Source organism: Pseudarthrobacter sp. YAF2 (genome assembly GCF_052113345.1).
Classification (GTDB): Bacteria; Actinomycetota; Actinomycetes; order Actinomycetales; family Micrococcaceae; genus Arthrobacter.
Genome location: NZ_JBFRDA010000015.1, coordinates 44,113 through 65,449, shown reverse-complemented (window position 1 = coordinate 65,449; position 21,337 = coordinate 44,113). Strand labels below are relative to the sequence as shown.

The window sequence follows — 21,337 nt, the reverse complement described above, 5'->3', positions numbered from 1 at the left end:
ACATTGTTGGTCCGGGACGCCAGCTGCAACTTCCTGTCAGGGGCGGCCCGGCCATGCGCTGCGACCGTACTTGGGGGTATCGGAACGCGAGCCGGCGAGGTCGCCGGCAACCTGCCGAAGCTTCGAAGGAGGGAAACTGCAGTGTCAAGCATGCCTGGGAGTGCCGGGACAGAACAGACCACCACTGTGATCATTGGCACCGGCCTGTCCGGGCTGGCCGTGGCCGCTGAACTGCGGCGCCATGGCGTGGACTCCATCGTGGTGGATGGCCTGGACATCCTGGGCGCCGCGCAGCCGGCGAACACGTCGTCGCTGCAGCGCTGCGACGCCGCTGACAGCGACACCCTCCGGGAACGGAACGAGATCCTGCGTCACCTGCGCAACTACGCCGCAAGCCACAGCGTTGACGTACGGAACACCACGCGGGCAGTGCAGCTGACCATGGTTGAAGGGCCGGAGGACACGGCGGCGCCGCAGTGGCAGGTCCACACGCCTACAGGCATCCTGGTGGCTGACCACATCGTCCTGACGCGGTGCGCCCACAGCCAACTGCGGCGCATGCTCAGCGACTTTGGCATTGCCGTGGGCAAGAACGTCGCAGCGGCCATGCGCGCCATCGGCATCTACCTGGTAGGCGTGGGCGAGCTGATCACGCCATCACCGAAGGAAGTGCTGCGCCAGGCCAAGACCGTGGGCCAGGCGATCTCCGCCAAGGTCAATATAGACAACGTCCACCGATCCGGCGGCGCCTTCCCGGCGACGGGCAGCTTTGCGGCGCTGACCTGCTGACGGCCGTCCGCGTGCCCGCCGGCCTGGTTCCGCCTGGTACTGCGGGCGTGCGCTACTGCCGGGCTTCGTCGGCCGGGTCCCCGCCATCAGGAGTGTCCCCATCGTCAGGCATGTTGCCGTCGTCCGGCATGTCGTGTTCAGGCGTGTCCTCGTCGCCGGAAAGCCGACGCCGGGCCAGGACGCCCAAGGCGACGAGCAGTCCAACGGCCACAGCCGCAAACAGCACAATGCTCCATTGGAAGGGCTCGCCCGCACCGGCCGGTACGGATGGCTCCTCCGTGACTCCCGGCTTTGCGGTGCCAATGCCCGGGACAGCGCCGGCCGTCGTCGGACTACCCGGCGCCGCAGATCCGGCCGGGGCAGACCCCGACGCCGCGGTGAACCTGAAAGTCCCCTCAATCGGGTGTGAATCGGAGCTGACCACGCGCCACGCCACCGTGTACGCCCCTGCCGGGCCGCCGGGCCGCAGCTTTTGGGTGGCCACGTTGTCAACGATCCGGACGGAACCGTCAGCCCATTCCGTGCCGGACGCGTCCTTGACGGAGAACGAGGAACCAATGCCCAGCGGCGGATTGCTAAAGGTCACCGAAACTTCACCCGGCGGGGCCGCCAGCGAAGCTCCCTGTGCCGGGCTGGTGGATTCCGCAGCATCATGCGCGGAGGCCGGCGCTGCCAGGCCCAGGGTGACGGCTGCAAGGGTGAACAAGCCGAGCATCACGCTCAGCAACTGCCGGCGGACTGGGCGCATGGTGGGCTGCTCCTCGTGTTGGCTTCCTTACAGACTAGGCGAATTTGGCCGACTCTACCGTTCAGCACCCTTAGGATGCAGGTATCCCCACACATTCCCCCGGAGGACTAATGCTTAAGCAAGGCTCTGCCCTGGACCGGTATTTCAAGGTCACGGAGCGCGGCTCCAACCTTTCCCGCGAAATCCGCGGCGGGTTCGCCACCTTCTTCGCCATGAGCTACATCGTGGTGCTGAACCCCCTGATCCTGTCCGGCCCCGACTCCACCGGGGCAACGCTTGGTTTCACCGCCGTGGCCGCGGTAACCGCGCTCGTAGCCGGAGTCCTGACCATCCTCATGGGTGCTTGGGGACGGCACCCCTTCGCGCTGGCCACCGGCCTGGGCGTCAACGCCTTCGTGGCCGTGACAGTCGCCAGGAACCCGGGCCTCACCTGGCCGGACATGATGGGCCTGGTGGTCCTCTCCGGCATCACCATGCTGATCCTGGTCCTCACCGGTTTCCGCACCGCCGTCTTCAAGGCCGTCCCCGACGGGCTCAAGACAGCGATCGTGGTGGGCATCGGCCTGTTCATCGCCTTGATCGGCCTGGTCAATGCCGGGTTCGTCCGGCGCATCCCCGACGTGGCAGGAACCACCGTGCCCGTGGGCCTGGGCTTCGACGGCAAGCTGCTGGGCTGGCCAACGGCCGTGTTCGTCTTCGGCCTGGTCCTGACCATCGCCCTGGTGGTGCGCAAGGTCAAGGGCGCCATCCTGATCGGCATCATCACGTCCACGGTGGTGTCCGTCATCCTTGAGACGACCCTCCACATCGGCCCCAGCTTCGACGGCAAGACCTCCAACCCGCAGGGCTGGTCCCTGGTGGCCCCCACGTTCACCGGCTGGTCCGCCCCGGACCTTTCCCTGATCGGCAAGGCCAACCCGTTCGGGGCGTTCTCCGATCTCGGCTTCGTGGCCGCCACCCTGCTGGCTTTCGTGATCCTGCTCAGCATCTTCTTCGACGCCATGGGCACCATGGTGGGCCTGGCAAACGAAGCCGGCACGGTTGACGAAAACGGCAACATTCCCGACGTCGACCGCGTGCTCCAGGTGGACGCTCTCGGTGCGATCATCGGCGGCGGCGCGTCCGTCTCTTCCAACCAGATCTACGTCGAAGCCGGCGCCGGCATTGGCGAAGGCGCCCGGACCGGCGTCGCCTCCATCGTCACCGGCCTGCTGTTCCTGGTGGCCATGTTCTTCACCCCGCTGATCAACCTGGTGCCGTTCGAGGCCGTGGCCCCGGCGCTGGTGGTGGTGGGCTTCATGATGGTGTCCCAGGTGGGCAAGATCGACTGGCAGGACTGGGGCATTGCCATTCCGGCGTTCCTGACGTTCACCCTCATGCCGTTCACCTACTCCATCGCCAACGGCCTGGGCGCCGGCTTCATCGCCTACGTGCTGATCCGCACGGTCCAGGGCCGGGTCAAGGACATCCACCCGCTGATGTGGGCTGTGGCAGCAGCGTTCCTGCTGTTCTTCGCCATCGGCCCGATCGAGGCCGTCCTCGGCATGTAGCTACTGCGATGTACGGACAGGGCTGGTGCGGCGTCCGCCGTGCCGGCCCTTTGTCTTTGGCGCTGACTAGACCGGCGTGTTTGGCGCGAGTCCCTCGTCCCCGGAAACTGCCAGCGCCCGCTTCTCGCGAAGCCGGTCCAGCCGGTTCATCAGTGGCGAGGTGGTGGCCCCGTGGATCACGATTGACAACGCCACCACCAGCCCCACAAACGACCACAGCCAGTGCGCCTGGCCAGCGAAATGGCCCTCCCCCAGTGCAAAGGCCAGGTAGTACAGCGACCCGATGCCGCGGATGCCGAAGAATGACAGCGCCACGCGTTCGCGCGGTCCGGTCTTGCCGCCCAGGAGCCCCAGCCAGCCTGCCAGGGGCCTCACCAGCAGCAGGAACGCCAAGGCCACCAGCACCTCCGCCGGGCCGATTCCCTCAAGTAGTCCGCGGGCGATGGCACCCCCGAGCAGGACCAGGATCACCACCGTCAGGAGCCGTTCGAGCTGCTCCACGTAGGAGTGCAGTACCCGGTGGTAGCCGTGGCTCCGCTCAGCCGCACGGATGGTCACGGCACACACGAAAACCGCGATGAACCCGTAGCCTTCCGCCAGCTGCGTCAGCCCGTACGCCAGGAACGTGGCCGCCAGGGCCACGAAGCCCTCCGAGTGGTTGGAGAGCCGCAGGCTGTCCCGGCGGGCAGAGAAGAATAGCATCGCCAACAGTTTTCCGGTCAGGAAGCCCACCAGCAGTCCCAAGGCCAGCCGCCACAGCACGTCCACCCCGAACCATTCGGGAAACCAGGCTGACGGCGAGGCCCCGACCACACTGATGGCGATGGCAAGGTAGACGAACGGGAAAGCCAACCCGTCGTTGAGGCCGGCCTCCGAGGTGAGGCCGAAGCGCACCTCATCCTCCTTTTCGACGCCGTCCTCCTCGTCCGCCGGTTCGCCCACCTGCACCTCGGAGGCCAGGACCGGGTCCGTGGGGGCCAGGCTCGCGGCCACCAGCAGCGCCGCGCCGAGCCCGAGGCCCAGGAACCACATGCCCAGCAGCGTCAGGCCAACGATGCACAGGGGCATGGCTATACCCAGCAGCCGCCACGTGGTGGACCACCGCTTGCGCCCCACCGGCCGGTCCAGGGCCAGCCCGGCGCCCATCAGCGAAATGATGACGCAGATTTCCGCCAGGTGCATCACGAAGCCGCTGTGCTCCACGGGGTTGGGATCCGGGAGCGATGGAATCAACGCAAAAGCGCCCATCCCGGCGCCGAGGAAGACCATGGGCATTGACAGGGGCATGTTGCGCAGCAGCTTTGGCAGGACCGCGGCGACGAAGACGGCAGCGCCGGCTGCGGCAAAGATGATGTTAGCGGCGTCGAACATGGGCGGCCTCCAGCCTGGGAATGTGCGTGGTTCCGGCACAGGCACGTCACGCTTCGATCTGGCCGACCGCTTTCACCCTATCCCCTGGCCCGCCCGGTTGGTTCTTGGATCCCGGACAGGACGACGACGGCGGTGCTGGTTTTTGGACCCGGCTTACGGTGAGCTTGAAGCATGCCTTTCCATCACGCAGCCGTCGATGTCCCGCCGCAACCTTGGACCGGGAGGTACGACGGCGACGGACCGGAACACCGCCGCTGGTGGCAGGCAGTGACCACGGAAAGTCAGTCCGGGGCGGTGGACGCGCCGGGCGGCCAGATCCCTGCAATTCACCGTGCCGGGCATCCAGCGGCATCCGGCCGCCCGCCGGTGGCCCTGCTGGGCTTCGCCAGCGACGAGGGCGTGCGCCGGAACAAGGGCCGCACCGGGGCGGCAGCCGCACCGGCAGCGCTGCGACAAGCACTGGGCCCGCTGGCGTTCCATCTGGACCGCACTGTTGCCGATCATGGGAACGTGGTGGTGTCCGGGGACCGGTTGGAGGCCGGCCAGGAACGGTTGGGCCAGTCAATAGCCGCCCTGCTCGATGCCGGCCACCAGACTGTCGTCCTGGGCGGGGGCCACGAAACCGCCTACGCCAGCTACCTTGGCGTCAGTGCCTCGGCGGCGGTCCGCAGCGGGCAGCGTCTGGGCGTGCTGAACCTCGATGCCCACTTCGACCTCCGCGACGAACCGGTTCCAAGCTCCGGGACGCCGTTCCTGCAAATGGCACGCGCGGAAGCGGACGCGGGGCGTGACTTCCGGTATGCCGTCGTGGGCATCTCGGAGCCGAACAACACCCGGGCCCTGTTCGATACCGCCGGGAAGCTGGGCGTGAGGTACCTGCTGGACGAAGACTGCGGGGCGGAACGGGTGCAGGCCTTCGTGGCGGACTTCCTGGCGGAAACCGACGTCCTGTACCTGACCATCGACCTTGACGTGCTGCCCGCCGCGGTGGCCCCCGGCGTCAGCGCCCCCGCGGCCTACGGTGTGCCGCTCCCGGTCATCACGGCAGTGTGCCGGCAGGTGGCGCGGAGCGGAAAGCTGCTGCACCTTGACGTGGCGGAGCTGAACCCGGCATTCGACATCGACGGCCGGACCGCACGCACGGCCGCCCGGCTGGTGGATACGCTGCTGCGCTGACAGTCCCCGGTGCGTGGCCGGATCAGGCCTTGAGGACGTACCGGCGCTCCGGCCGCCCTGCCCCGTACTTGAGCCGGACATCCAGCAGGCCTTCGTCGTGCAGGTACTCCAGGTAGCGGCGGGCGCTGACGCGGGAGGTTCCGAGCTCCTGCGCCACCTCGGCGGCGGACACATCAGCGGCGGCAGCGTTAAGAGCGGCCTCCACCAGCTTCAGGGTCTCGATGCTGCAGCCCTTGGGCAGCGGACGTTCGGCGCGGTCCAGGCCGAACACCCGGTTGACGTCCGATTGTTCGGCCACGTCCTTGGCAGCATCCAGGCCCTGGTAGGCGTTGCGGTAGTGCTCCAGCCGCTCCTGCAGGTCCGATTGGGAAAACGGCTTGATCAGGTAGTGGACGATGCCGCCCCGGAGCGCCTTCCGCACCGTTTCAACTTCGCGGGCGGCACTGATCACCAAAACGTCCAGTTCGGGGGCCACGCTGCGCAGCCGGTGCATCAGGTCCAGGCCGTTGACATCGGGCAGGTGGATGTCCAGCAGCACCAGGTCCGGCCTGAGCCGTTGGGTCTCGGCAACTGCCTGCGCGCCGGTGTGGGCCGCTCCCACCACGGTGAAGCCGGGTGTGCGCTGGATGAAGCCGGCGTGCACCTTGGCCACCATGAAGTCGTCGTCGACGATCAGGACTTTGATCATGGCTGGGCACTCCCTCGTTTCAGCACGGCCGTAAAGACCGCCCCGTGGTCATTGGCCACCGTCAGGTTCCCGCCGCCGCGGCGGCAGACGACCCGGGACATCGCCAGCCCGAAGCCGCGGCTGCCCGCCGGTCCGGGCTCCTTGGTGGTAAAGCCCTGGCGGAAGATCTGGTCTGCTGAACCACCAGGGACGCCGGGTCCGTTGTCCCGCACCGTCACCACCACGTCTCCCCCGGCGCTGCCTTCCACCAGCACCCTGACGGCCGCCTGCGGAAGCCCGGTGACGGCGTCGAACGCGTTGTCCACGAGGTTCCCCACCACCGTGGTGAGGTCCCGGGACAGCGCGTCATCAACCTTGTCCAGCCCCGAGTCCGGGTCCAGTTGCAGGGCCACCCCACGCTCGGCGGCCAGGCTGGACTTGGCGATCAGCAGGGCGGCGAGCGCCGGATCGGCGATCCGGCCGGTCACCTCATCGTTGAGCCGGGTCCGGTCCACCGTGGCGCCGTTGACGAACTGGACCACGGAATCGTACTCGCCGATCTGGATCAGGCCGGAGATGACATGAAGCTGGTTGGCGAACTCGTGCGCCTGGGCCCGAAGGGTGTCCGTGGCGGTGCGGGTGGCGCCCAGTTCATGCTCAAGTTCAGAGAGTTCTGTCCGGTCGCGGAGCGTAGCTACCGAGCCGATCACCTTGCCGCGGGACCGGATGGGAACCCGGTTCATCACCACCAGCCGGTCCCCGACAAGCACCAGTCGGTCCGGTCCGGGCTGGTCCCCCGTGAGGACTTCCTTGAGGGCGGGTTCGACAGCCAGTCCGGACACGCGTTTGCCCACGCAATCCGGCGGGAGCCCCAGCAGCGACCGCGCACTGTGGTTGGCCACCGTGATCCGCTCATGCAGGTCGAGCGCCACCACGCCCTCCTTGAGGCCGTGCAGCATGGCCTCCCGGTTTTCCACCAGGCTGGTGATTTCGCTGGGTTCCATGCCGAGGGTCTGCCGCTTGACCCTGCGGGACAGCAGGAGGGACCCGGCGAGGCCCAGGACGCTGGCGACCCCCAGGTAGGTGAGGAGATTGGGGACGGCGTCGCCCAGCCGCTCAAGCACGGTGGGATAGTTGCGGCTGATGGAAGCGATCCCGATCATGCGGCCGGCGTCGTCAAGGACCGGAACGTGGGCGGACAGGAGCGGGGCGGGCGTCCCGCCCACCACTCCGGTCCAGGCCCGGCCTTCCATCACCCTGCTCTCGCCGAGCTCCAGCGGCTGGCCCAGCAGGCTGGGGTCCGAGGAGGCCACCACGGTACGGTCAAGTCTTGCCAGCGCCACCCTGGATGAACCCGAGACGATGCGCACCGACTCGGCCACCGCGGGCAACACGGCACCACCACGCGGTTCAGTGTCCGGAAGGAGTTCCCGCACCACCGGATTGCCGCCCAGGGCTTCCGCGGCCGACAGCGCACGCCTGCCCTCGGTCCGTTCGAACGCCGCCGCGGACTGGGCCAGGGAGATGGCCACCACGCCCACCAGCACCGCCAGGACAATGAGCAACTGCAGCAGAAGGTACTGCCCGGCAAGGGACATTCCTCGTCGTCGAGTCACAATGGTCTTCCTGGTATTCCGGGGGCGATACCCGGGAACTATATCCCAAAGCCCGCGGCGGGGACGTTGCGGGGTGTTTGAAGCGTGAACGCAATGAACACAACTTTCTCTGCGTACACAAGAGTGATGACCGTCACCTGCGCCCCTAGCATCGGAACCACCCAGTCAGCCGATGCTGATCAGATTTTGATGAGAAGAGGAATACATGCGCCAGATCCGCGCATTGCGAGTTGCCGCCATTGCCGCCGGCATCGCCCTGATGGCCACCGGTTGCGGTGCCACCAGCAAGGGCTCCACGGGTTCGGAAAGTTCCGGCGCCGCCGCCGGTCCCATCACCGGCCTGCAGATCATGGTCCCCAACACCCCCGGCGGTGGCTACGACACCACCGCCCGCGCTGCCGCCAAGGTCCTCGATGACGAGAAGATTTCCACCAACACCGAAGTCTTCAACCTGGCCGGCGCGGGCGGCACCGTGGGCCTGGCCCGGATCGTCAACGAAAAGGGCAACGGCGACCTCGCCATGCTCATGGGCCTGGGCGTGGTGGGTGCCAGCTACACCAACAAGTCCGAGTCCAAGCTGACGGACACCACTCCACTGGCCCGCCTCATCGAAGAGCCAGGCGCCATCATGGTCAGCAAGGACTCGCCCTACAAGACCATCGATGACCTGGTGAAGGCCTGGAAGGCCGATCCCGGCTCCATCGCGGTAGGCGGCGGCTCCTCCCCCGGCGGCCCGGACCACCTCCTGCCGATGCAGCTGGCCGGCGCCGTGGGCATCGACGCCACCAAGGTCAACTTCGTCTCCTACGACGGCGGCGGCGACCTCCTGCCCGCGATCCTCGGCAACAAGCTCGGCTTCGCCGCCTCCGGCGCCGGAGAGTACCTGAAGCAGATCGAATCCGGCGAGGTCCGCGTCCTGGCCACCAGCGGCGAAAAGCGCCTCGACGGCGTGGACGCACCCACGCTCAAGGAATCCAACATCGACCTGGTGTTCACCAACTGGCGCGGCGTCGTAGCCCCTCCGGGCATCAGCGACAAGGACAAGGCGGCCCTGATCGCAGCCCTGGAAAAGATGCACGGCACTGACGGCTGGAAGGAAGCGCTGAAGACCCACAGCTGGACCGATGCCTTCATCACCGGCGACCAGTTCAAGACCTTCCTCACCGAGCAGGACAAGCGGGTGGCGGACGTCCTCACCAAGCTTGGGTTGGCGTGACCTCCCTGACCACCGGCCTCAAAGGCCGCTCCGAGCTGGGAGTCGCACTCCTGCTCGGGGCGGCCGGCGTCATGGTCTTCCTGGACGCCAACGGCCTGGTAACCCCGTATTCGAAATCCGACCCGGTAGGGCCCAAAACCGTTCCGTTCATCGTGGCCGGAATGCTGGTGGTCTGCGCCGTACTGCTGGCCATCAACGTCCTGCGCGGCGGCAAGGGTGAGGCGGAGGGCGGCGAGGACGTCGACCTGGCGCACCCCGCCGACTGGAAGACCATCCTGCCGTTGGCGGGGGCCTTCGTCCTGAACATCCTGCTCATCGACTGGGCCGGCTGGGTCATTTCCGGCACCGTCCTGTTCTGGGGCAGCGTCCTGGCCCTCGGCAGCCGCCACTACGTCCGGGACGGACTGATCTCCGTGGCACTGTCCCTGCTGACCTTCTACGGCTTCTACCTCGGCCTGGGCATCGCACTGCCCGCCGGCCTCCTGGAAGGAATCCTCTAAATGGACGTCTGGTCCTCCCTGATGGACGGCTTTGCCACCGCCCTGACCCCCATGAATTTCATGTACGCCGTAATCGGCGTCATCCTGGGCACCGCCGTCGGCGTCCTCCCCGGACTGGGCCCGGCCATGACCGTCGCCCTGCTGCTCCCCGTCACCTACGCCCTTGAACCCACCAGCGCCTTCATCATGTTCGCCGGCATCTACTACGGCGGCATGTACGGCGGCTCCACCACCTCGATCCTCCTCAACACACCGGGTGAATCGTCCTCCGTGGTCACCGCCATCGAAGGCAACAAGATGGCCAAGGCGGGCCGGGCGGCGCAGGCGCTTGCGACGGCGGCCATCGGCTCGTTCGTCGCCGGCACCATCGGCACGGCGCTGCTGGCCGTCTGCGCACCGATCGTGGTGAAGTTCGCCGTCAGCCTGGGCGCGCCAAGTTACTTCGCCATCATGGTCCTCGCCCTGTTGGCCGTCACCGCCGTACTGGGATCGTCCCGGCTGCGCGGATTCGCGTCCTTGGGCCTCGGCCTGGCCATCGGCCTGGTGGGGATGGATTCAGTCACCGGCCAGCGCCGCCTGACGTTCGGCCAACCGCTCCTGGCGGACGGCCTGGACATCGTGGTGGTGGCCGTGGCCATCTTCGCCGTGGGCGAGGCCCTCTGGGTCGCCGCGCACCTGCGCCGGACCCCTCTGCACGCGATCCCCGTGGGGCAGCCCTGGATGGGCAAGTCCGACTGGAAGCGCTCGTGGAAGCCGTGGCTGCGCGGGACCGCCTTCGGCTTCCCGTTTGGCGCACTGCCCGCAGGCGGCGCCGAGATCCCCACGTTCCTCTCCTACGTCACGGAGAAGCGCCTCAGCAAGCACCCGGAGGAGTTCGGCCACGGCGCCATTGAGGGCGTCGCGGGCCCGGAAGCGGCTAACAACGCTGCCGCAGCCGGCACCCTGACCCCGATGCTGGCCCTGGGCCTGCCCACCAACGCCACGGCCGCCGTGATGCTCGCCGCCTTCACGTCCTATGGCATCCAGCCGGGCCCGCAGCTCTTCACCAGCCAGGGTCCTTTGGTGTGGGCGCTGATCGCCAGCCTCTTCATCGGCAACTTCCTGCTGCTGATCATCAACCTGCCGCTGGCACCGATGTGGGCCAAGCTGCTGCAGCTCCCCCGCCCGTACCTGTACGCCGGCATCCTGTTCTTCGCCACGCTGGGCGCCTACTCGGTGAACCTGCAGGCGTTCGACCTGGTGATCCTGCTGGTCCTGGGCGCACTCGGGTTCATGATGCGCCGCTTCGGGCTTCCCGTCCTGCCGCTGATCCTCGGCGTGATCCTGGGCCCGCGCATTGAAGGGCAGCTCCGCAAGACCCTGCAGCTGAGCGCGGGCGACCCGGCCGGGCTCCTGGGCGAGCCGATCGCCGTCGGCATTTACGTCATCATTGGCCTCATCCTGCTCTGGCCCTTTGCCTACAAGCTGTTCCACCGGAACCGTCCGGAGCGCAAGCCACTGATTCCGGCCAATTCCGGCGCGGCGGACTACAGTGACTGAACAGCTCCCTAACCTCGCAAGCCCGGGCAGGGACACCTGTCCGCGTGGGTCACAGAAGACATAAGGAGACAACAATGACAGTCGTTGTGGGATACGTCCCTACCCCGGAGGGCGAAGCTGCCCTGACGCAGGCCATCATCGAAGCCCGCAAGGGCAACAGCACCCTGGTACTGATCAACTCCTCCAAAGGCGAAGCCACGGTGGATAACCGCTTTGCCCCGGAATCAAACATCCAGGACATCGAGCAGCGGCTTGCCGGCGAAGGCATCGGCTACCTGATCAAACGTCCGGTCCGCGGCCATGACGCCGCGGCGGAGGTGCTGGACGCCGCAGAGGAGCACAATGCGGAGCTGATCGTGATTGGCCTGCGCCGCCGTACGCCGGTGGGCAAGCTGATCATGGGCAGCACATCCCAACGCATCCTGCTTGAGGCGGACTGCCCGGTGCTGGCGGTCAAGGCAGGCTAGCGGCGCAGCATCAACTAGGCCGTTGCGGCCGCCGGCGCCCGGAACAGCTCCTGGCGCTGGCGGCCCAGGCCTTCCACTTCCACTTCCACCACGTCGCCGGGCTGGAGGTAGGGGAACCGGCCGCTCAGCGCCACGCCTTCCGGGGTTCCGGTGAGGATCACGTCGCCAGGTTCCAGCCGCATGTACTGGCTGCAGTGGTGGACGAGGGTGGGCGCGTCGAAGATCAGTTCAGACGTCGAGGAATCCTGGCGCGGTGCGCCGTTCACCCAGCTGCCCAGCGGAAGGTTGCCGCCGTCGATGTCCTCCGCCGGAACCAGCCACGGGCCCAGGGGCGTTGACCCGGGCAGCGACTTGCCCTTGGTCCACTGACCCGCGGCACCGGGCAGCTGGTATTCACGCTCGGAGAGGTCGTTGGCAGTGACATAGCCGGCGATGCACGCGGCTGCTTCTTCCAGTGACCCGAGGTAGCCGGCCTCCCTGCCGATCACGATGCCCAGTTCCACTTCCCAGTCGTACTTGGCGGATCGCGGAGGCAGCGGAGCGGGATCGAACGGGCCGGTGACCGTATTACTTGGCTTGAGGAAGACCACGGGAATCGTTGGCGGTTCGGCCCCGGACTCGGCGGCGTGCGCGGCGTAATTCATCCCGATGCCCACCACGGAACCGGGCCTTGCCACGGGCGGCCCGACCCGAAGCGCGTCTGCGCCCTCGAGCACCGGCAGCTCACCTGCTTCCAAGGCTTTCCGGACCTTGTCCAGGCCGCCGGCTGCGAGGAACCCGCCGTCAACATCGTCGGTCAGGGGCAGCAGGCTGAAGTACTGGCCGACGCCGTCCACTGAGGGAACCAGCACGGCGGGCTGTTCGCTGCCGCTGTGGCCCAGGCGCATGATCTTCATACCGAATCTCCTCAAGGGTGTAGGGACGGGACTGCTGGATGTTGGGTCCGTGCGGGACCCGCTTCCATGGTCGTTGATTCCGTCCGGCGCCGCGAACGGACGGTTTGTGACCGCCTCCCCAAGGCTTTAGGAGGGCAGTCATCTGACATATGTGAATACTCATCGCTAGAATAGCGGAGCCACCTGGCACGAAACAGAGAAAGTTCAGTACATGACTACAACCACTTTGGAGCGCATCCCCGCCGCTGCCAAGCCCGCCGAAGTGCCGGAACTCCGGTCCATCAGCCTGGAGTTCTCCAGCGCCAGCGAGGTCCACGCAGGACTGGAAGACGCGGTAGCCGAACTGATTGAGGTGGCAGCCAAGGACGCCGCCTGCGGCATCCTGGTAACCAGGCTGCACCCGGGACGCTACACGGTAGCCCTGGACGAATCAGTGCCCTTCGGCGAAACCTACGAATCCTTCGCGGCCTGATTCGCCTACTGCCTGATTCGCCGGCCGCCTGGTTCGCCATACCTGGCCATCCCTCTGGTCCCCCGGACGGACACCTGAAGCAAATAAAAATCCCCGCAGTGCCGTGAAGCACTGCGGGGATTCTTGGTTGCTGCGGGTGTGGCTCAGGCGAGGCGGACCTGGACGCCGTCGGACTTCAGGAAGAGCTGCTTCTCCGACAGGTCGGACGGTCCGGCCGGCACCAGCCAGAGGACGTTGCCGCTCTGCGAAACCTCTTCCACCTCCCCGGCTGCCACCACATGCGCATGCTTGATGATTTCGACGCGGTCCCCGGCCTTGAGGGCCTTCCAGTTGGATACCGCGGCGGAATGGGCGTTGCGCCTGGACAGGACTGCCCCACGTGCTTTCATTTGAACTTCTACCCCTTTGTATTGTTCTGCTGCCACAGCGTCGTTGATGTGACTTTCACTACATCCTCAGTTCTACTACACTCCGCACCCCACCACGGGCAGTGACGCCGGATATTCCGCCCTTCGGACAGAAGCGCAGCAGGCACTGAAGATTCTTCGGCTTCAGGCCAGGGAGCCGACGGCGGATTCGGCCGCCCGACGCACCTCCCCGGAGGCAACCAGCCGGTCCGCCGCTTCGAGTTCGGGCGACAGGAAACGGTCCGTCCCCGGACCATCCACCACGGCGCGGAGGGCAGCCACGACGGCGGTACCCGCCGGGCCCGGAATGAGCTCGCCACCGGAAAGCTGGGTGCGGATGTCCAGGGCGCGTGCAGAGGTCACCAGCTCGATGGCCAGGACCCGCCGGAGATTCTCCACCGCCTTGCGCAGCTTCCGTGCCGCGTGCCAGCCCATGGAGACGTGGTCCTCCTGCATGGCGGAGCTTGGAATCGAATCCACCGAAGCCGGCACTGCCAGCCGCTTGTTGTCCGAGACCAGGCCTGCCTGGGTGTACTGCGCAATCATCAGCCCCGAGTCGACGCCCGGATCCGACGCCAGGAAGGCGGGAAGTCCGTGCGACCGGGCAGGATCAAGCATCCGGTCCGTCCGTCGTTCGGCGATGGAGCTGAGGTCCGCGACGGCGATGGCCAGGAAGTCCAGGACGTACGCCACGGGCGCACCGTGGAAGTTGCCATTGGAGCTCACGCGGCCGTCGGGCAGGACAACGGGGTTGTCGATGGCCGCGGCCAGTTCGCGGGTTGCCACGAGTTCCGCATGGTCAACGGTGTCACGGACGGCACCGGCAACCTGCGGGGCGCAGCGCAGCGAGTAGGCATCCTGCACCCGGGAGTCCCCCACCTTGTGGGAAGCGACAATCGGCGAATTAGACAGCACGCGCAGCATGTTGTCGGCGCTGGCTGCCTGGCCGGGATGCGGACGCAGCGCAGCGTGCAATTCGGGCAGGAACACCTGGTCGGTACCCAACAGCGCCTCGACGCTTAGCGCGGCGGTGATGTCCGCCGTCGCCAGCAGCTGACGGAGGTCGGCGATGGCCATCAGGAGCATGCCCAGCATGCCCTCGGTGCCGTTGACCAGCGCAAGTCCTTCCTTCTCGGCAAGGGTGACCGGCTCGATGCCGTGTTGCGCAAGCAGCTCGGCGACAGTCCGCTCGCCACGCCCGCCGTACGTGACGCCGTCGGGCCCTGCTGCCTCGCCTTCACCCATCAGCACCAGGGCGCAGTGCGAGAGCGGGGCCAGGTCTCCTGAACACCCGAGCGAGCCGAATTCGCGGACTACCGGGGTGATGCCGGCGTTGAGGACGTCCACCATGGTCTGCAGGACCACGGGGCGGACGCCGGTGCGGCCGGAGGCCAGGGTCTTGGCGCGCAGGAACATGATGCCGCGCACCACCTCCCGCTCCACGGCCGGCCCCATGCCTGCAGCGTGGCTGCGGATCAGGGACTTCTGCAGCTGGGTGCGCAGTTCGTTGGGGATGTGGCGGTTGGCCAGGGCACCGAAACCGGTGGAGATGCCGTAGGCGGGGACGTCGCTGGCGGCGAGGTCATCGATGTGGGCGCGGACCTTGGCAACGGTTTCCAGGGCGTCCGGGGAGATGGCCACCCTGGCGTCGTGGCGGGCGACGGCGAGCACGTCCTCGGCCGTGAGGCCGACGGCGCCAAGGGTGACGGTGAGCGGTTCGTGGGTAATGGCAGTCATGTCTTACTTGCTCTCATTCATCGGGATGCGGACGCCGCGCTCCTTGGCGACGTCGAGGGCGCGTTCGTAGCCGGCGTCGGCGTGGCGGATGACGCCCATGCCGGGGTCATTGGTGAGCAGGCGTTCGAGCTTCTGGGCGGCGAGGTCGGTGCCGTCGGCGACGGAGACTTGGCCGGCGTGGATGGACCTGCCGATGCCCACGCCGCCGCCGTGGTGCAGGGACACCCAAGTGGCGCCGGAAGCGGTGTTGAGCAGGGCGTTCAGGAGCGGCCAGTCCGCGATCGCGTCAGAGCCGTCAGCCATGGCCTCAGTCTCGCGGTACGGGGAGGCGACGGAGCCCGAGTCCAGGTGGTCACGGCCAATCACGATCGGAGCCTTGACCTTGCCGTCCTTCACGAGCTGGTTGAACAGCAGCCCGGCCTTGGCGCGTTCGCCGTAACCCAGCCAGCAGATGCGCGCCGGCAGGCCTTCGAATTCGACCCGCTCCTGGGCGGCGTCGATCCACCGGTGCAGGTGCTTGTTCTCCGGGAAGAGCTCCTTGATGGCCTCGTCCGTGACGCGGATGTCCTCCGGGTCACCCGAGAGGGCAACCCAGCGGAACGGGCCGAGCCCCTCGCAGAACAGGGGCCGGATGTAGGCCGGGACGAATCCGGGGAACTCGAAGGCACGGGTGTAGCCGCCCTTGCGGGCTTCATCGCGGATGGAGTTGCCGTAGTCGAAGACTTCGGCGCCGGCGTCCTGGAACTCGACCATGGCCTGGACGTGCTTGGCCATCGAGGCCTGGGCCTTCTTGGTGAAGCCTTCCGGATCGGCCTCTGCCTCGCGGTGCCATTCGTCCACCGTGATGCCCTCTGGCAGGTAGCTCAGCGGATCGTGGGCCGAGGTCTGGTCGGTGACGATGTCGACGGTGAGTTCGCCGGCTTTGTGGCGGCGCAGGATCTCGGGGAAAACCTCGGCGGCGTTGCCCACGTAGCCCACGGACCAGCCGCGGCGCTCTTCCTTGGCCTTGAGCACCTTGGCGATGGCGGCGTCGAGATCCGTTTCCACCTCGTCCAGGTAGCGCTTGCCGGCGCGGCGGCGCAGGCGGGACTCGTCGACGTCGACAATCAGGCAGGCGCCGTCGTTCAGGGTGACGGCGAGCGGCTGGGCGCCGCCCATGCCGCCGCAGCCGCCGGTGAGCGTCAGGGTGCCGGCGAGGGTACCGTTCTCGTCCCCGGTGAGCTTGCGGGCAATCGCGGCGAAGGTTTCGAACGTGCCCTGCAGGATGCCCTGGGTACCGATGTAGATCCACGATCCGGCGGTCATCTGGCCGTACATCATCAAGCCCTCGGCCTCGAGCCGACGGAACTCGGGCCAGTTTGCCCAGTCGCCGACGAGGTTGGAGTTGGCCAGCAGGACGCGCGGGGCCCATTCGTTGGTGCGGAACACGCCGACCGGCTTGCCGGACTGGACCAGCAGGGTCTCGTCCTTTTCCATGCTTTCCAGGGTGCGGGTGATGGCATCAAAGGCCGCCCAGGACCGGACAGCGCGGCCGGTGCCGCCGTAGACCACGAGGTCATCCGGGCGTTCTGCAACCTCGGGGTCCAGATTGTTCATCAGCATGCGCAGCGGCGCTTCGGTCTGCCAGGACTTTGCGGTGAGCTCGGTGCCGCGGGCTGCTTTGACCGGGCGGCCACCGGTGGTGAAATCGGCGGGTGCCATGATGGGCTCCTTCTCGTTGGTGTCTGTGGTGTGAAAGAAGTTCTGTATCAACTAAAGCCCTTGGAGGACGGCCTTCACAGGGGTTTTTACGGGGTACTGTCCGGTATTGCAGACATGGCCGCGTTTCGGTTTTGCCCTGTCAGTCCTGGTCCTCGGTCGGGCTGGATGGGGACGAAAACTGAGAGGGCAATGCGCGCGTGTGGGCGGCTATTTTCCGGGCCGGCCGTGGAGGCGGACGGAGAGCTCGTCGGCCACTTTCTGGACACGGGCGGCCAAGACCGGCCACTCCTCCGCGGGCAGCTTGTCCTCAAGGAAGGTAACCGCAACGGCGGCGGTGGGCCACCCCAGATGGTCGGTCACAGCAGCAGCGATGGAACCAAAACCTGGAGTCACCTCGCCATGTTCGGTGGCGTATCCCCGTTGGCGGACCTGGTCCAGGTGGGAGGACAGCGCGGAGTACTTCATGATGGCCCCCACCACCTCATGCCGGGCGGTGAAGGCGGCGGCGTTCGGGTACAGCGCACGTACCTGCGACTTTGGCAGCGCGGCAAGGATGGCCCGTCCGCTGGCGGTGAGGTGGCTGGGAAGCCGGACGCCGACGTCGGTTACCAGTGACGGGCGGTTCTTCGCCCTTTCCTCCACGATATACAGGACATCTCGGCCGTGCAGAACTGCCAGGTGCGCACTTTCGCCGAGAGCGTCCACGAGACTCGCCAGCAGGGGCCGGCCAAGCCGGGACAAAGGCTCCTGCCTCGAATACGCGGAGCTGAGTTCGAAGGCGCTGATGCCCAGTCCGTAGCGTTGCTCCTCATGCAGGTGGAGGACGAAGCCGTTCGCCTCCATGACACCCAGCAGGTGGTAGACGCTGGACCGGGGCAGGTCCAGGCTGGAGGCGATCTGGGAGGCCGCCATCGGCCCGCGCCGGGAGGCCAGCAGCTTGAGGATGCGCAGGGTGTTTTCCGCAGCAGGGACTTTTGAGGATGCCTTGACCGCGGCGCGGGGCGCCTGGGCTTCGGTGCTTATTGCAGTGTTCATGGCTGGAGGGGTCTTTCTGCGTAGCTCTGTCCGGTATCCCGTACTTAAGCTTGCGCCCTCCGTGACCTTGCGGCGGTGCTGCCCCTAAGGTTTCCTGTCTGTGATACCAGACAGGTAACCCTGGTTGAGCCCTTCCATCACAGTGTTCGGGCGGGGCGGCGACCCCTACCGTGAACTTCCCAACTGTTTCTCTTCAGACTCCGAATCCAGGCTGTTTTCCTTTGAATCAGCTGCCCGGCGCGCCAAGGCCTGCCGATCTGCCCAGGTCCTTGAGGCAAACCACCCTCCGATCAACGGTCCGAGAATTGCGGGAGCCAGAAGCGAACTAAGTTGAGGGGTCGTTCCGGACATCAACAACACAGCAAGCCATCCAGCCCCACCCATTGCGACCGTTGAGGCAGCCACAACTAAGGAAACAAACATCCACTTCTTCAAAGAAACACGCGCCTTCCGGGCTACGAAAGAGACAAAATGAAACGGTAAGCGAAACTTGGGACTGCCACGGATTTCATTGATTCCCGGGTTTGCTATTGCGAGGAGAACCAAGGCCGCTTTGATTGTCTCAAACTCGACCACTGTTAGACGCTGCATCACCCCAGGTCGTCTTGATAGCCTGGAATTTTGGCGTCCCAAGATTTCGGGACACCACAGCAACAAACCCCATAATGCTTGCACTTAAATGCAGTGGACTCAAAAATACACCACTGTGTCGTGCAGTACGCGTGTCATGATCGGCAAAATCAATTCCGGGCCACATCGGTGTTGGGCGTTTCAGGGGGAATATCTATCGTCCGCTGATGGCTCTGCCCGGCGATGTTCGTAGCAACCACGAAATCGCAAAGCTCCACGATCCTCAAGTCCACTACCCCTCCCAATTTCGGGAAGGACCCGAAAACTGTAGATTTTGCGCTTCTCGCGGAAGAAGGCTCGTGCTCTCAGCTGCGCTGGCCAGCGCGATCACGAGGTACTCATCCTGGTCTGCCCGGGATTTCAAGGAACCAGGAAAGTCATTCTCTGCCTCCTATCGCAGACTCAACCCACTGGCAAGCAAGGCCTAAAACCAGAAACCGCCCGCATCTTCAAAAAAAGACATCACCAAAGGGCGAAGTGAACCGTGGCCGTTTATCCGAAATTTCGAGAAACGACCACGATTCAAGCGCCGCCGCGTAGTTTTCAGCTGAAGAGCGTTTAAGGGACTTCATAGGCGGACCCTGGCGATTCAAGCACGCGCCGTCTCGTCTGACAGGCGGCACCAGCAGGGCATTCTCACGAACCTAGGTGGCAATTGGGCAATGGCAGTTATGAGACACGTTGAGTGAGCGTCATGGGGCAGCTGACTGCAGCTCATCGAAATCCAGGAACAGCTCCCACTCCGGGAAGGGATCGGTCGGCAGCTCATTTTCGGAGGGACCAGGGTCGCAGGGGACGTCAATGGCCGGCATGTCCCACGGATCCGCCCCCTCCAGGACTTGGGGCGTATCTCCCAGCGGCGGCTCCTCCTGACTGGCGTGACCGCTGGGCAGGTCAAAGTATGCAGGCACATACAGGTCCTGTTGTCCCGACCTCATCTTCAACGTGGCACCCCACAACGCCTCGCTCAAGGCCGGCCAGTGGGTTGGTTCACGGTCTGGTTGTTCGGGTTTGTAGTGGCGGCCCGTGGGTGAGATCCACCCGGGTGGCTCATTCGTTGTTGCGGGTGTTGGTATCCAGGGTCTGGCGTGTTTGAGCCGGTGGTGCTTGGGGCAGAGCTGGCCCAGGTTCCGGACATTCGTGGGGCCGCCGTTCTCCCAGGCGGTGAGGTGGTCGGTGTCGTTGTCCGTGGTGCGGTTGGTGCAGCCGGGGAAGGTGCATTTACCGTCCCGCATCCGGATCCATTTCTTAATGGTCTCGGGCAGCCGGTAGCGGGTTCGGCCGATGTCCAGGGGTGCCCCGTCGCGGGGGTCGACCAGGACCCGGTAGAACGATTCCGCCCCGCCCGCGACGAGCCTCCGCGCCATCGACGCCGGGATAGGCCCGAACCCGTCCAACACGGCCGGCTCATCGGTGAGGCCAAGCAGCGAAAACACCGGCACCATGACCATGACATCGGCCCGCGGAACGGGAACTTTGCCAAGCCCGGCAGCGGTCCCGGCCCCGTCGGTCCCAGTACCCTCGGTGTTGACCATACCGGTGGCATGCACGGGATCCGTGTCGCGGCCGGCCCCAGTTGTAGCCGCGCTGGCGTGTTCGGTGCCACCGGTGGAGGTGCCACCGGTGGAGGTGGTGCCGGACCCGAGGGACGGGTTGGTGTGGTCGGTGTGGTTGGTGCTCGCAGCAGCCGCAGTGCTGAGCCCGGCGCCGAGGAGGAGGCTGGCGGCGACGTCGGCGCGGAGCTGGGTGAGGGTCCGCTCTTCCGTAGGGCTTTGGAGTCCGCGGGCGGTCGCGGTACTCCGGTTCCAGATGGCGCACGCGGTGTCACCGGGCAGGTAGAGCGAGATCCAGCCCATGCCGTCCCGGTCCGGGGCGTAGTCCATCCGCCGGTCCGCCACCCCCTTGGCGTGGCGTTTCTCCAAGGTTTCGGGGTGGTGGCGTTCCCGCCAGGCGCGGACCTTCGCCCGGAACCTGGACGGCACGAGCTCACCGGGTGCGGCGCCGCGGGCGGGGTCGGGTGCGTCGGGGTCGAAGAAGTGCGCCACCAACCCGGCAGCACCCGCGGGCGTGAGGCCCTCAGTCTCGTCCGCAAGAACCTTCGCGTGCTGCCACGAGATGTCCCCAGCGGACAACGCCCCCTGGACCGGCGGCAGGGAACAGACCCGCCGCGACTGCTCCACCAACGCCCCGGCGGCCCCGGAACTGACCGTAAGGACCCCGGCGATCTCCTCCACCGTCGACATCTCGGCATAAGTGCGCTCATCCACGGGCGCCTCGGGCGGGGTCATGGCCAGCTGCAACCCGACGCACTCCGCCACGTCCCGGGCCTTCACCGCCGCAAGCTGCGCCTCCAACCGCGCCACGACATCCAACCGTTCCAGGCACAACCCATACCGCCGCCCCAACACATCAACACCACCACCGGCTTCCAAACCAACACCAGCAGCAGTAGCAGTAGCAGTAGCAGTAGCGTCAGGCCCAAAACCAGCCCCAGCACCAACCCCAGCACGGTCAAGCGCGGCACCCTCCAGCGGCGCACCCTCCAAGGAAGCGTCCTCCAGAACCAGCGCATCCAACGCAGCAACAGAGGCACAAACACCCTCCATCACCGCCGCCAAATCCGTACCAATTCCCATAAAAACATCATCCAACGAGGGTCTGACATTTAAAGCCGAGGCGTCATCGCGGGTTGGCATCCAAGCCCGCACGCATCAACCCCACGAGGCACCCAAGGTCCCGGCCCAAGAAACTGCGTACCGGCGTCGTACGCATCCTCGCTGCCCAGAATCCCTGGCGCACCAGAAATACCCGGGGCGCAAA

18 protein-coding genes are annotated in these 21,337 nt (G+C 66.3%); 8 read left to right on the top strand and 10 right to left on the bottom strand.

Annotated elements, in window-relative coordinates; translation table 11 throughout:
• Positions 1-150: 150 nt before the first annotated feature.
• Positions 151-789, top strand: a complete 639-nt coding sequence (locus tag AB4Y79_RS16180; RefSeq protein ID WP_441863997.1) for an NAD(P)-binding protein — start codon at positions 151-153, stop codon at positions 787-789.
• Between the two features lie 52 nt (positions 790-841).
• Here the strand turns inward: AB4Y79_RS16180 and AB4Y79_RS16175 are convergent, their stop codons facing one another.
• On the bottom strand, positions 842-1,537 hold the full coding sequence (locus AB4Y79_RS16175; RefSeq protein ID WP_441863860.1) for a copper resistance CopC family protein: 696 nt from the start codon (positions 1,535-1,537) through the stop codon (positions 842-844).
• A 110-nt stretch (positions 1,538-1,647) separates the two neighbouring features.
• Between AB4Y79_RS16175 and AB4Y79_RS16170 the strand changes: the two genes are divergently transcribed.
• Positions 1,648-3,087, top strand: a complete 1,440-nt coding sequence (locus tag AB4Y79_RS16170; RefSeq protein ID WP_441863857.1) for an NCS2 family permease — start codon at positions 1,648-1,650, stop codon at positions 3,085-3,087.
• 66 nt (positions 3,088-3,153) lie between these two features.
• On the opposite strand, the gene AB4Y79_RS16165 is transcribed toward AB4Y79_RS16170, so the two are convergent.
• Entirely contained in the window at positions 3,154-4,458 is a 1,305-nt protein-coding gene (locus tag AB4Y79_RS16165) for a cation:proton antiporter (RefSeq protein WP_441863854.1), read from the bottom strand.
• Positions 4,459-4,629: 171 nt separating this feature from the next.
• Here AB4Y79_RS16165 and hutG point away from each other — a divergent pair, with 171 nt between their 5' ends.
• Positions 4,630-5,634, top strand: coding sequence for a formimidoylglutamase (hutG, locus tag AB4Y79_RS16160; protein WP_441863851.1), 1,005 nt, complete (start codon positions 4,630-4,632; stop codon positions 5,632-5,634).
• Between the two features lie 22 nt (positions 5,635-5,656).
• Here hutG and AB4Y79_RS16155 read toward each other — a convergent pair whose 3' ends face one another.
• Both AB4Y79_RS16155 and AB4Y79_RS16150 read right to left on the bottom strand, forming a co-directional pair.
• A complete protein-coding gene (locus AB4Y79_RS16155) occupies positions 5,657-6,322 on the bottom strand; it encodes a response regulator (protein ID WP_441863848.1) in 666 nt (221 codons plus the stop codon).
• On the bottom strand, positions 6,319-7,899 hold the full coding sequence (locus AB4Y79_RS16150; protein WP_441863994.1) for a sensor histidine kinase: 1,581 nt from the start codon (positions 7,897-7,899) through the stop codon (positions 6,319-6,321). Before AB4Y79_RS16150 ends, AB4Y79_RS16155 begins: the two co-directional genes overlap by 4 nt.
• 223 nt (positions 7,900-8,122) lie before the next feature.
• Between AB4Y79_RS16150 and AB4Y79_RS16145 the strand changes: the two genes are divergently transcribed.
• The 4 genes from AB4Y79_RS16145 to AB4Y79_RS16130 all read left to right on the top strand — a co-directional run bounded on the left by AB4Y79_RS16145 (position 8,123) and on the right by AB4Y79_RS16130 (position 11,639).
• Positions 8,123-9,133 carry a Bug family tripartite tricarboxylate transporter substrate binding protein gene (locus AB4Y79_RS16145; protein ID WP_441863845.1) on the top strand — a complete coding sequence of 337 codons (1,011 nt, stop codon included), beginning with the start codon at positions 8,123-8,125 and terminating at the stop codon, positions 9,131-9,133.
• Positions 9,130-9,633: a tripartite tricarboxylate transporter TctB family protein gene (locus AB4Y79_RS16140; RefSeq protein WP_441863842.1), complete on the top strand. Its 504-nt coding sequence runs from the start codon at positions 9,130-9,132 to the stop codon at positions 9,631-9,633. The genes AB4Y79_RS16145 and AB4Y79_RS16140 overlap by 4 nt, the downstream gene beginning before the upstream one ends.
• Positions 9,634-11,172 (top strand): tripartite tricarboxylate transporter permease, encoded by a 1,539-nt coding sequence (locus AB4Y79_RS16135; RefSeq protein ID WP_441863839.1) that lies wholly within the window; start codon positions 9,634-9,636, stop codon positions 11,170-11,172.
• Between the two features lie 74 nt (positions 11,173-11,246).
• On the top strand, positions 11,247-11,639 hold the full coding sequence (locus AB4Y79_RS16130) for a universal stress protein (RefSeq protein ID WP_441863836.1): 393 nt from the start codon (positions 11,247-11,249) through the stop codon (positions 11,637-11,639).
• A 14-nt stretch (positions 11,640-11,653) separates the two neighbouring features.
• Here the strand turns inward: AB4Y79_RS16130 and AB4Y79_RS16125 are convergent, their stop codons facing one another.
• Positions 11,654-12,535: a fumarylacetoacetate hydrolase family protein gene (locus AB4Y79_RS16125; protein ID WP_441863832.1), complete on the bottom strand. Its 882-nt coding sequence runs from the start codon at positions 12,533-12,535 to the stop codon at positions 11,654-11,656.
• A 211-nt stretch (positions 12,536-12,746) separates the two neighbouring features.
• Here AB4Y79_RS16125 and AB4Y79_RS16120 point away from each other — a divergent pair, with 211 nt between their 5' ends.
• On the top strand, positions 12,747-13,007 hold the full coding sequence (locus AB4Y79_RS16120; RefSeq protein ID WP_441863829.1) for a hypothetical protein: 261 nt from the start codon (positions 12,747-12,749) through the stop codon (positions 13,005-13,007).
• Positions 13,008-13,150: 143 nt separating this feature from the next.
• Here the strand turns inward: AB4Y79_RS16120 and AB4Y79_RS16115 are convergent, their stop codons facing one another.
• The 5 genes from AB4Y79_RS16115 to AB4Y79_RS16095 all read right to left on the bottom strand — a co-directional run bounded on the left by AB4Y79_RS16115 (position 13,151) and on the right by AB4Y79_RS16095 (position 21,123).
• On the bottom strand, positions 13,151-13,396 hold the full coding sequence (locus AB4Y79_RS16115) for a hypothetical protein (RefSeq protein WP_018763066.1): 246 nt from the start codon (positions 13,394-13,396) through the stop codon (positions 13,151-13,153).
• Positions 13,397-13,558: 162 nt separating this feature from the next.
• Positions 13,559-15,151 carry a histidine ammonia-lyase gene (gene hutH, locus AB4Y79_RS16110; protein ID WP_441863826.1) on the bottom strand — a complete coding sequence of 531 codons (1,593 nt, stop codon included), beginning with the start codon at positions 15,149-15,151 and terminating at the stop codon, positions 13,559-13,561.
• Positions 15,152-15,154: 3 nt separating this feature from the next.
• Positions 15,155-16,852, bottom strand: coding sequence for a urocanate hydratase (gene hutU, locus AB4Y79_RS16105; protein ID WP_441863823.1), 1,698 nt, complete (start codon positions 16,850-16,852; stop codon positions 15,155-15,157).
• 207 nt (positions 16,853-17,059) lie between these two features.
• A complete protein-coding gene (locus AB4Y79_RS16100) occupies positions 17,060-17,887 on the bottom strand; it encodes an IclR family transcriptional regulator (protein WP_441863820.1) in 828 nt (275 codons plus the stop codon).
• Positions 17,888-19,209: 1,322 nt separating this feature from the next.
• Positions 19,210-21,123 carry a DUF222 domain-containing protein gene (locus tag AB4Y79_RS16095; protein ID WP_441863991.1) on the bottom strand — a complete coding sequence of 638 codons (1,914 nt, stop codon included), beginning with the start codon at positions 21,121-21,123 and terminating at the stop codon, positions 19,210-19,212.
• Positions 21,124-21,337 lie beyond the last annotated feature (214 nt).

What these genes read in the sequence shown, in the direction of transcription:
- AB4Y79_RS16180 (WP_441863997.1), top strand. Translation starts at nt 151, where the DNA reads ATGCCTGGGAGTGCCGGGACAGAACAGACCACCACTGTGATCATTGGC.
- AB4Y79_RS16175 (WP_441863860.1), bottom strand. Translation starts at nt 1,537, where the DNA reads ATGCGCCCAGTCCGCCGGCAGTTGCTGAGCGTGATGCTCGGCTTGTTC.
- AB4Y79_RS16170 (WP_441863857.1), top strand. Translation starts at nt 1,648, where the DNA reads ATGCTTAAGCAAGGCTCTGCCCTGGACCGGTATTTCAAGGTCACGGAG.
- AB4Y79_RS16165 (WP_441863854.1), bottom strand. Translation starts at nt 4,458, where the DNA reads ATGTTCGACGCCGCTAACATCATCTTTGCCGCAGCCGGCGCTGCCGTC.
- hutG (WP_441863851.1), top strand. Translation starts at nt 4,630, where the DNA reads ATGCCTTTCCATCACGCAGCCGTCGATGTCCCGCCGCAACCTTGGACC.
- AB4Y79_RS16155 (WP_441863848.1), bottom strand. Translation starts at nt 6,322, where the DNA reads ATGATCAAAGTCCTGATCGTCGACGACGACTTCATGGTGGCCAAGGTG.
- AB4Y79_RS16150 (WP_441863994.1), bottom strand. Translation starts at nt 7,899, where the DNA reads ATGTCCCTTGCCGGGCAGTACCTTCTGCTGCAGTTGCTCATTGTCCTG.
- AB4Y79_RS16145 (WP_441863845.1), top strand. Translation starts at nt 8,123, where the DNA reads ATGCGCCAGATCCGCGCATTGCGAGTTGCCGCCATTGCCGCCGGCATC.
- AB4Y79_RS16135 (WP_441863839.1), top strand. Translation starts at nt 9,634, where the DNA reads ATGGACGTCTGGTCCTCCCTGATGGACGGCTTTGCCACCGCCCTGACC.
- AB4Y79_RS16130 (WP_441863836.1), top strand. Translation starts at nt 11,247, where the DNA reads ATGACAGTCGTTGTGGGATACGTCCCTACCCCGGAGGGCGAAGCTGCC.
- AB4Y79_RS16125 (WP_441863832.1), bottom strand. Translation starts at nt 12,535, where the DNA reads ATGAAGATCATGCGCCTGGGCCACAGCGGCAGCGAACAGCCCGCCGTG.
- AB4Y79_RS16120 (WP_441863829.1), top strand. Translation starts at nt 12,747, where the DNA reads ATGACTACAACCACTTTGGAGCGCATCCCCGCCGCTGCCAAGCCCGCC.
- AB4Y79_RS16115 (WP_018763066.1), bottom strand. Translation starts at nt 13,396, where the DNA reads ATGAAAGCACGTGGGGCAGTCCTGTCCAGGCGCAACGCCCATTCCGCC.
- hutH (WP_441863826.1), bottom strand. Translation starts at nt 15,151, where the DNA reads ATGACTGCCATTACCCACGAACCGCTCACCGTCACCCTTGGCGCCGTC.
- hutU (WP_441863823.1), bottom strand. Translation starts at nt 16,852, where the DNA reads ATGGCACCCGCCGATTTCACCACCGGTGGCCGCCCGGTCAAAGCAGCC.
- AB4Y79_RS16100 (WP_441863820.1), bottom strand. Translation starts at nt 17,887, where the DNA reads ATGAACACTGCAATAAGCACCGAAGCCCAGGCGCCCCGCGCCGCGGTC.
- AB4Y79_RS16095 (WP_441863991.1), bottom strand. Translation starts at nt 21,123, where the DNA reads ATGGAGGGTGTTTGTGCCTCTGTTGCTGCGTTGGATGCGCTGGTTCTG.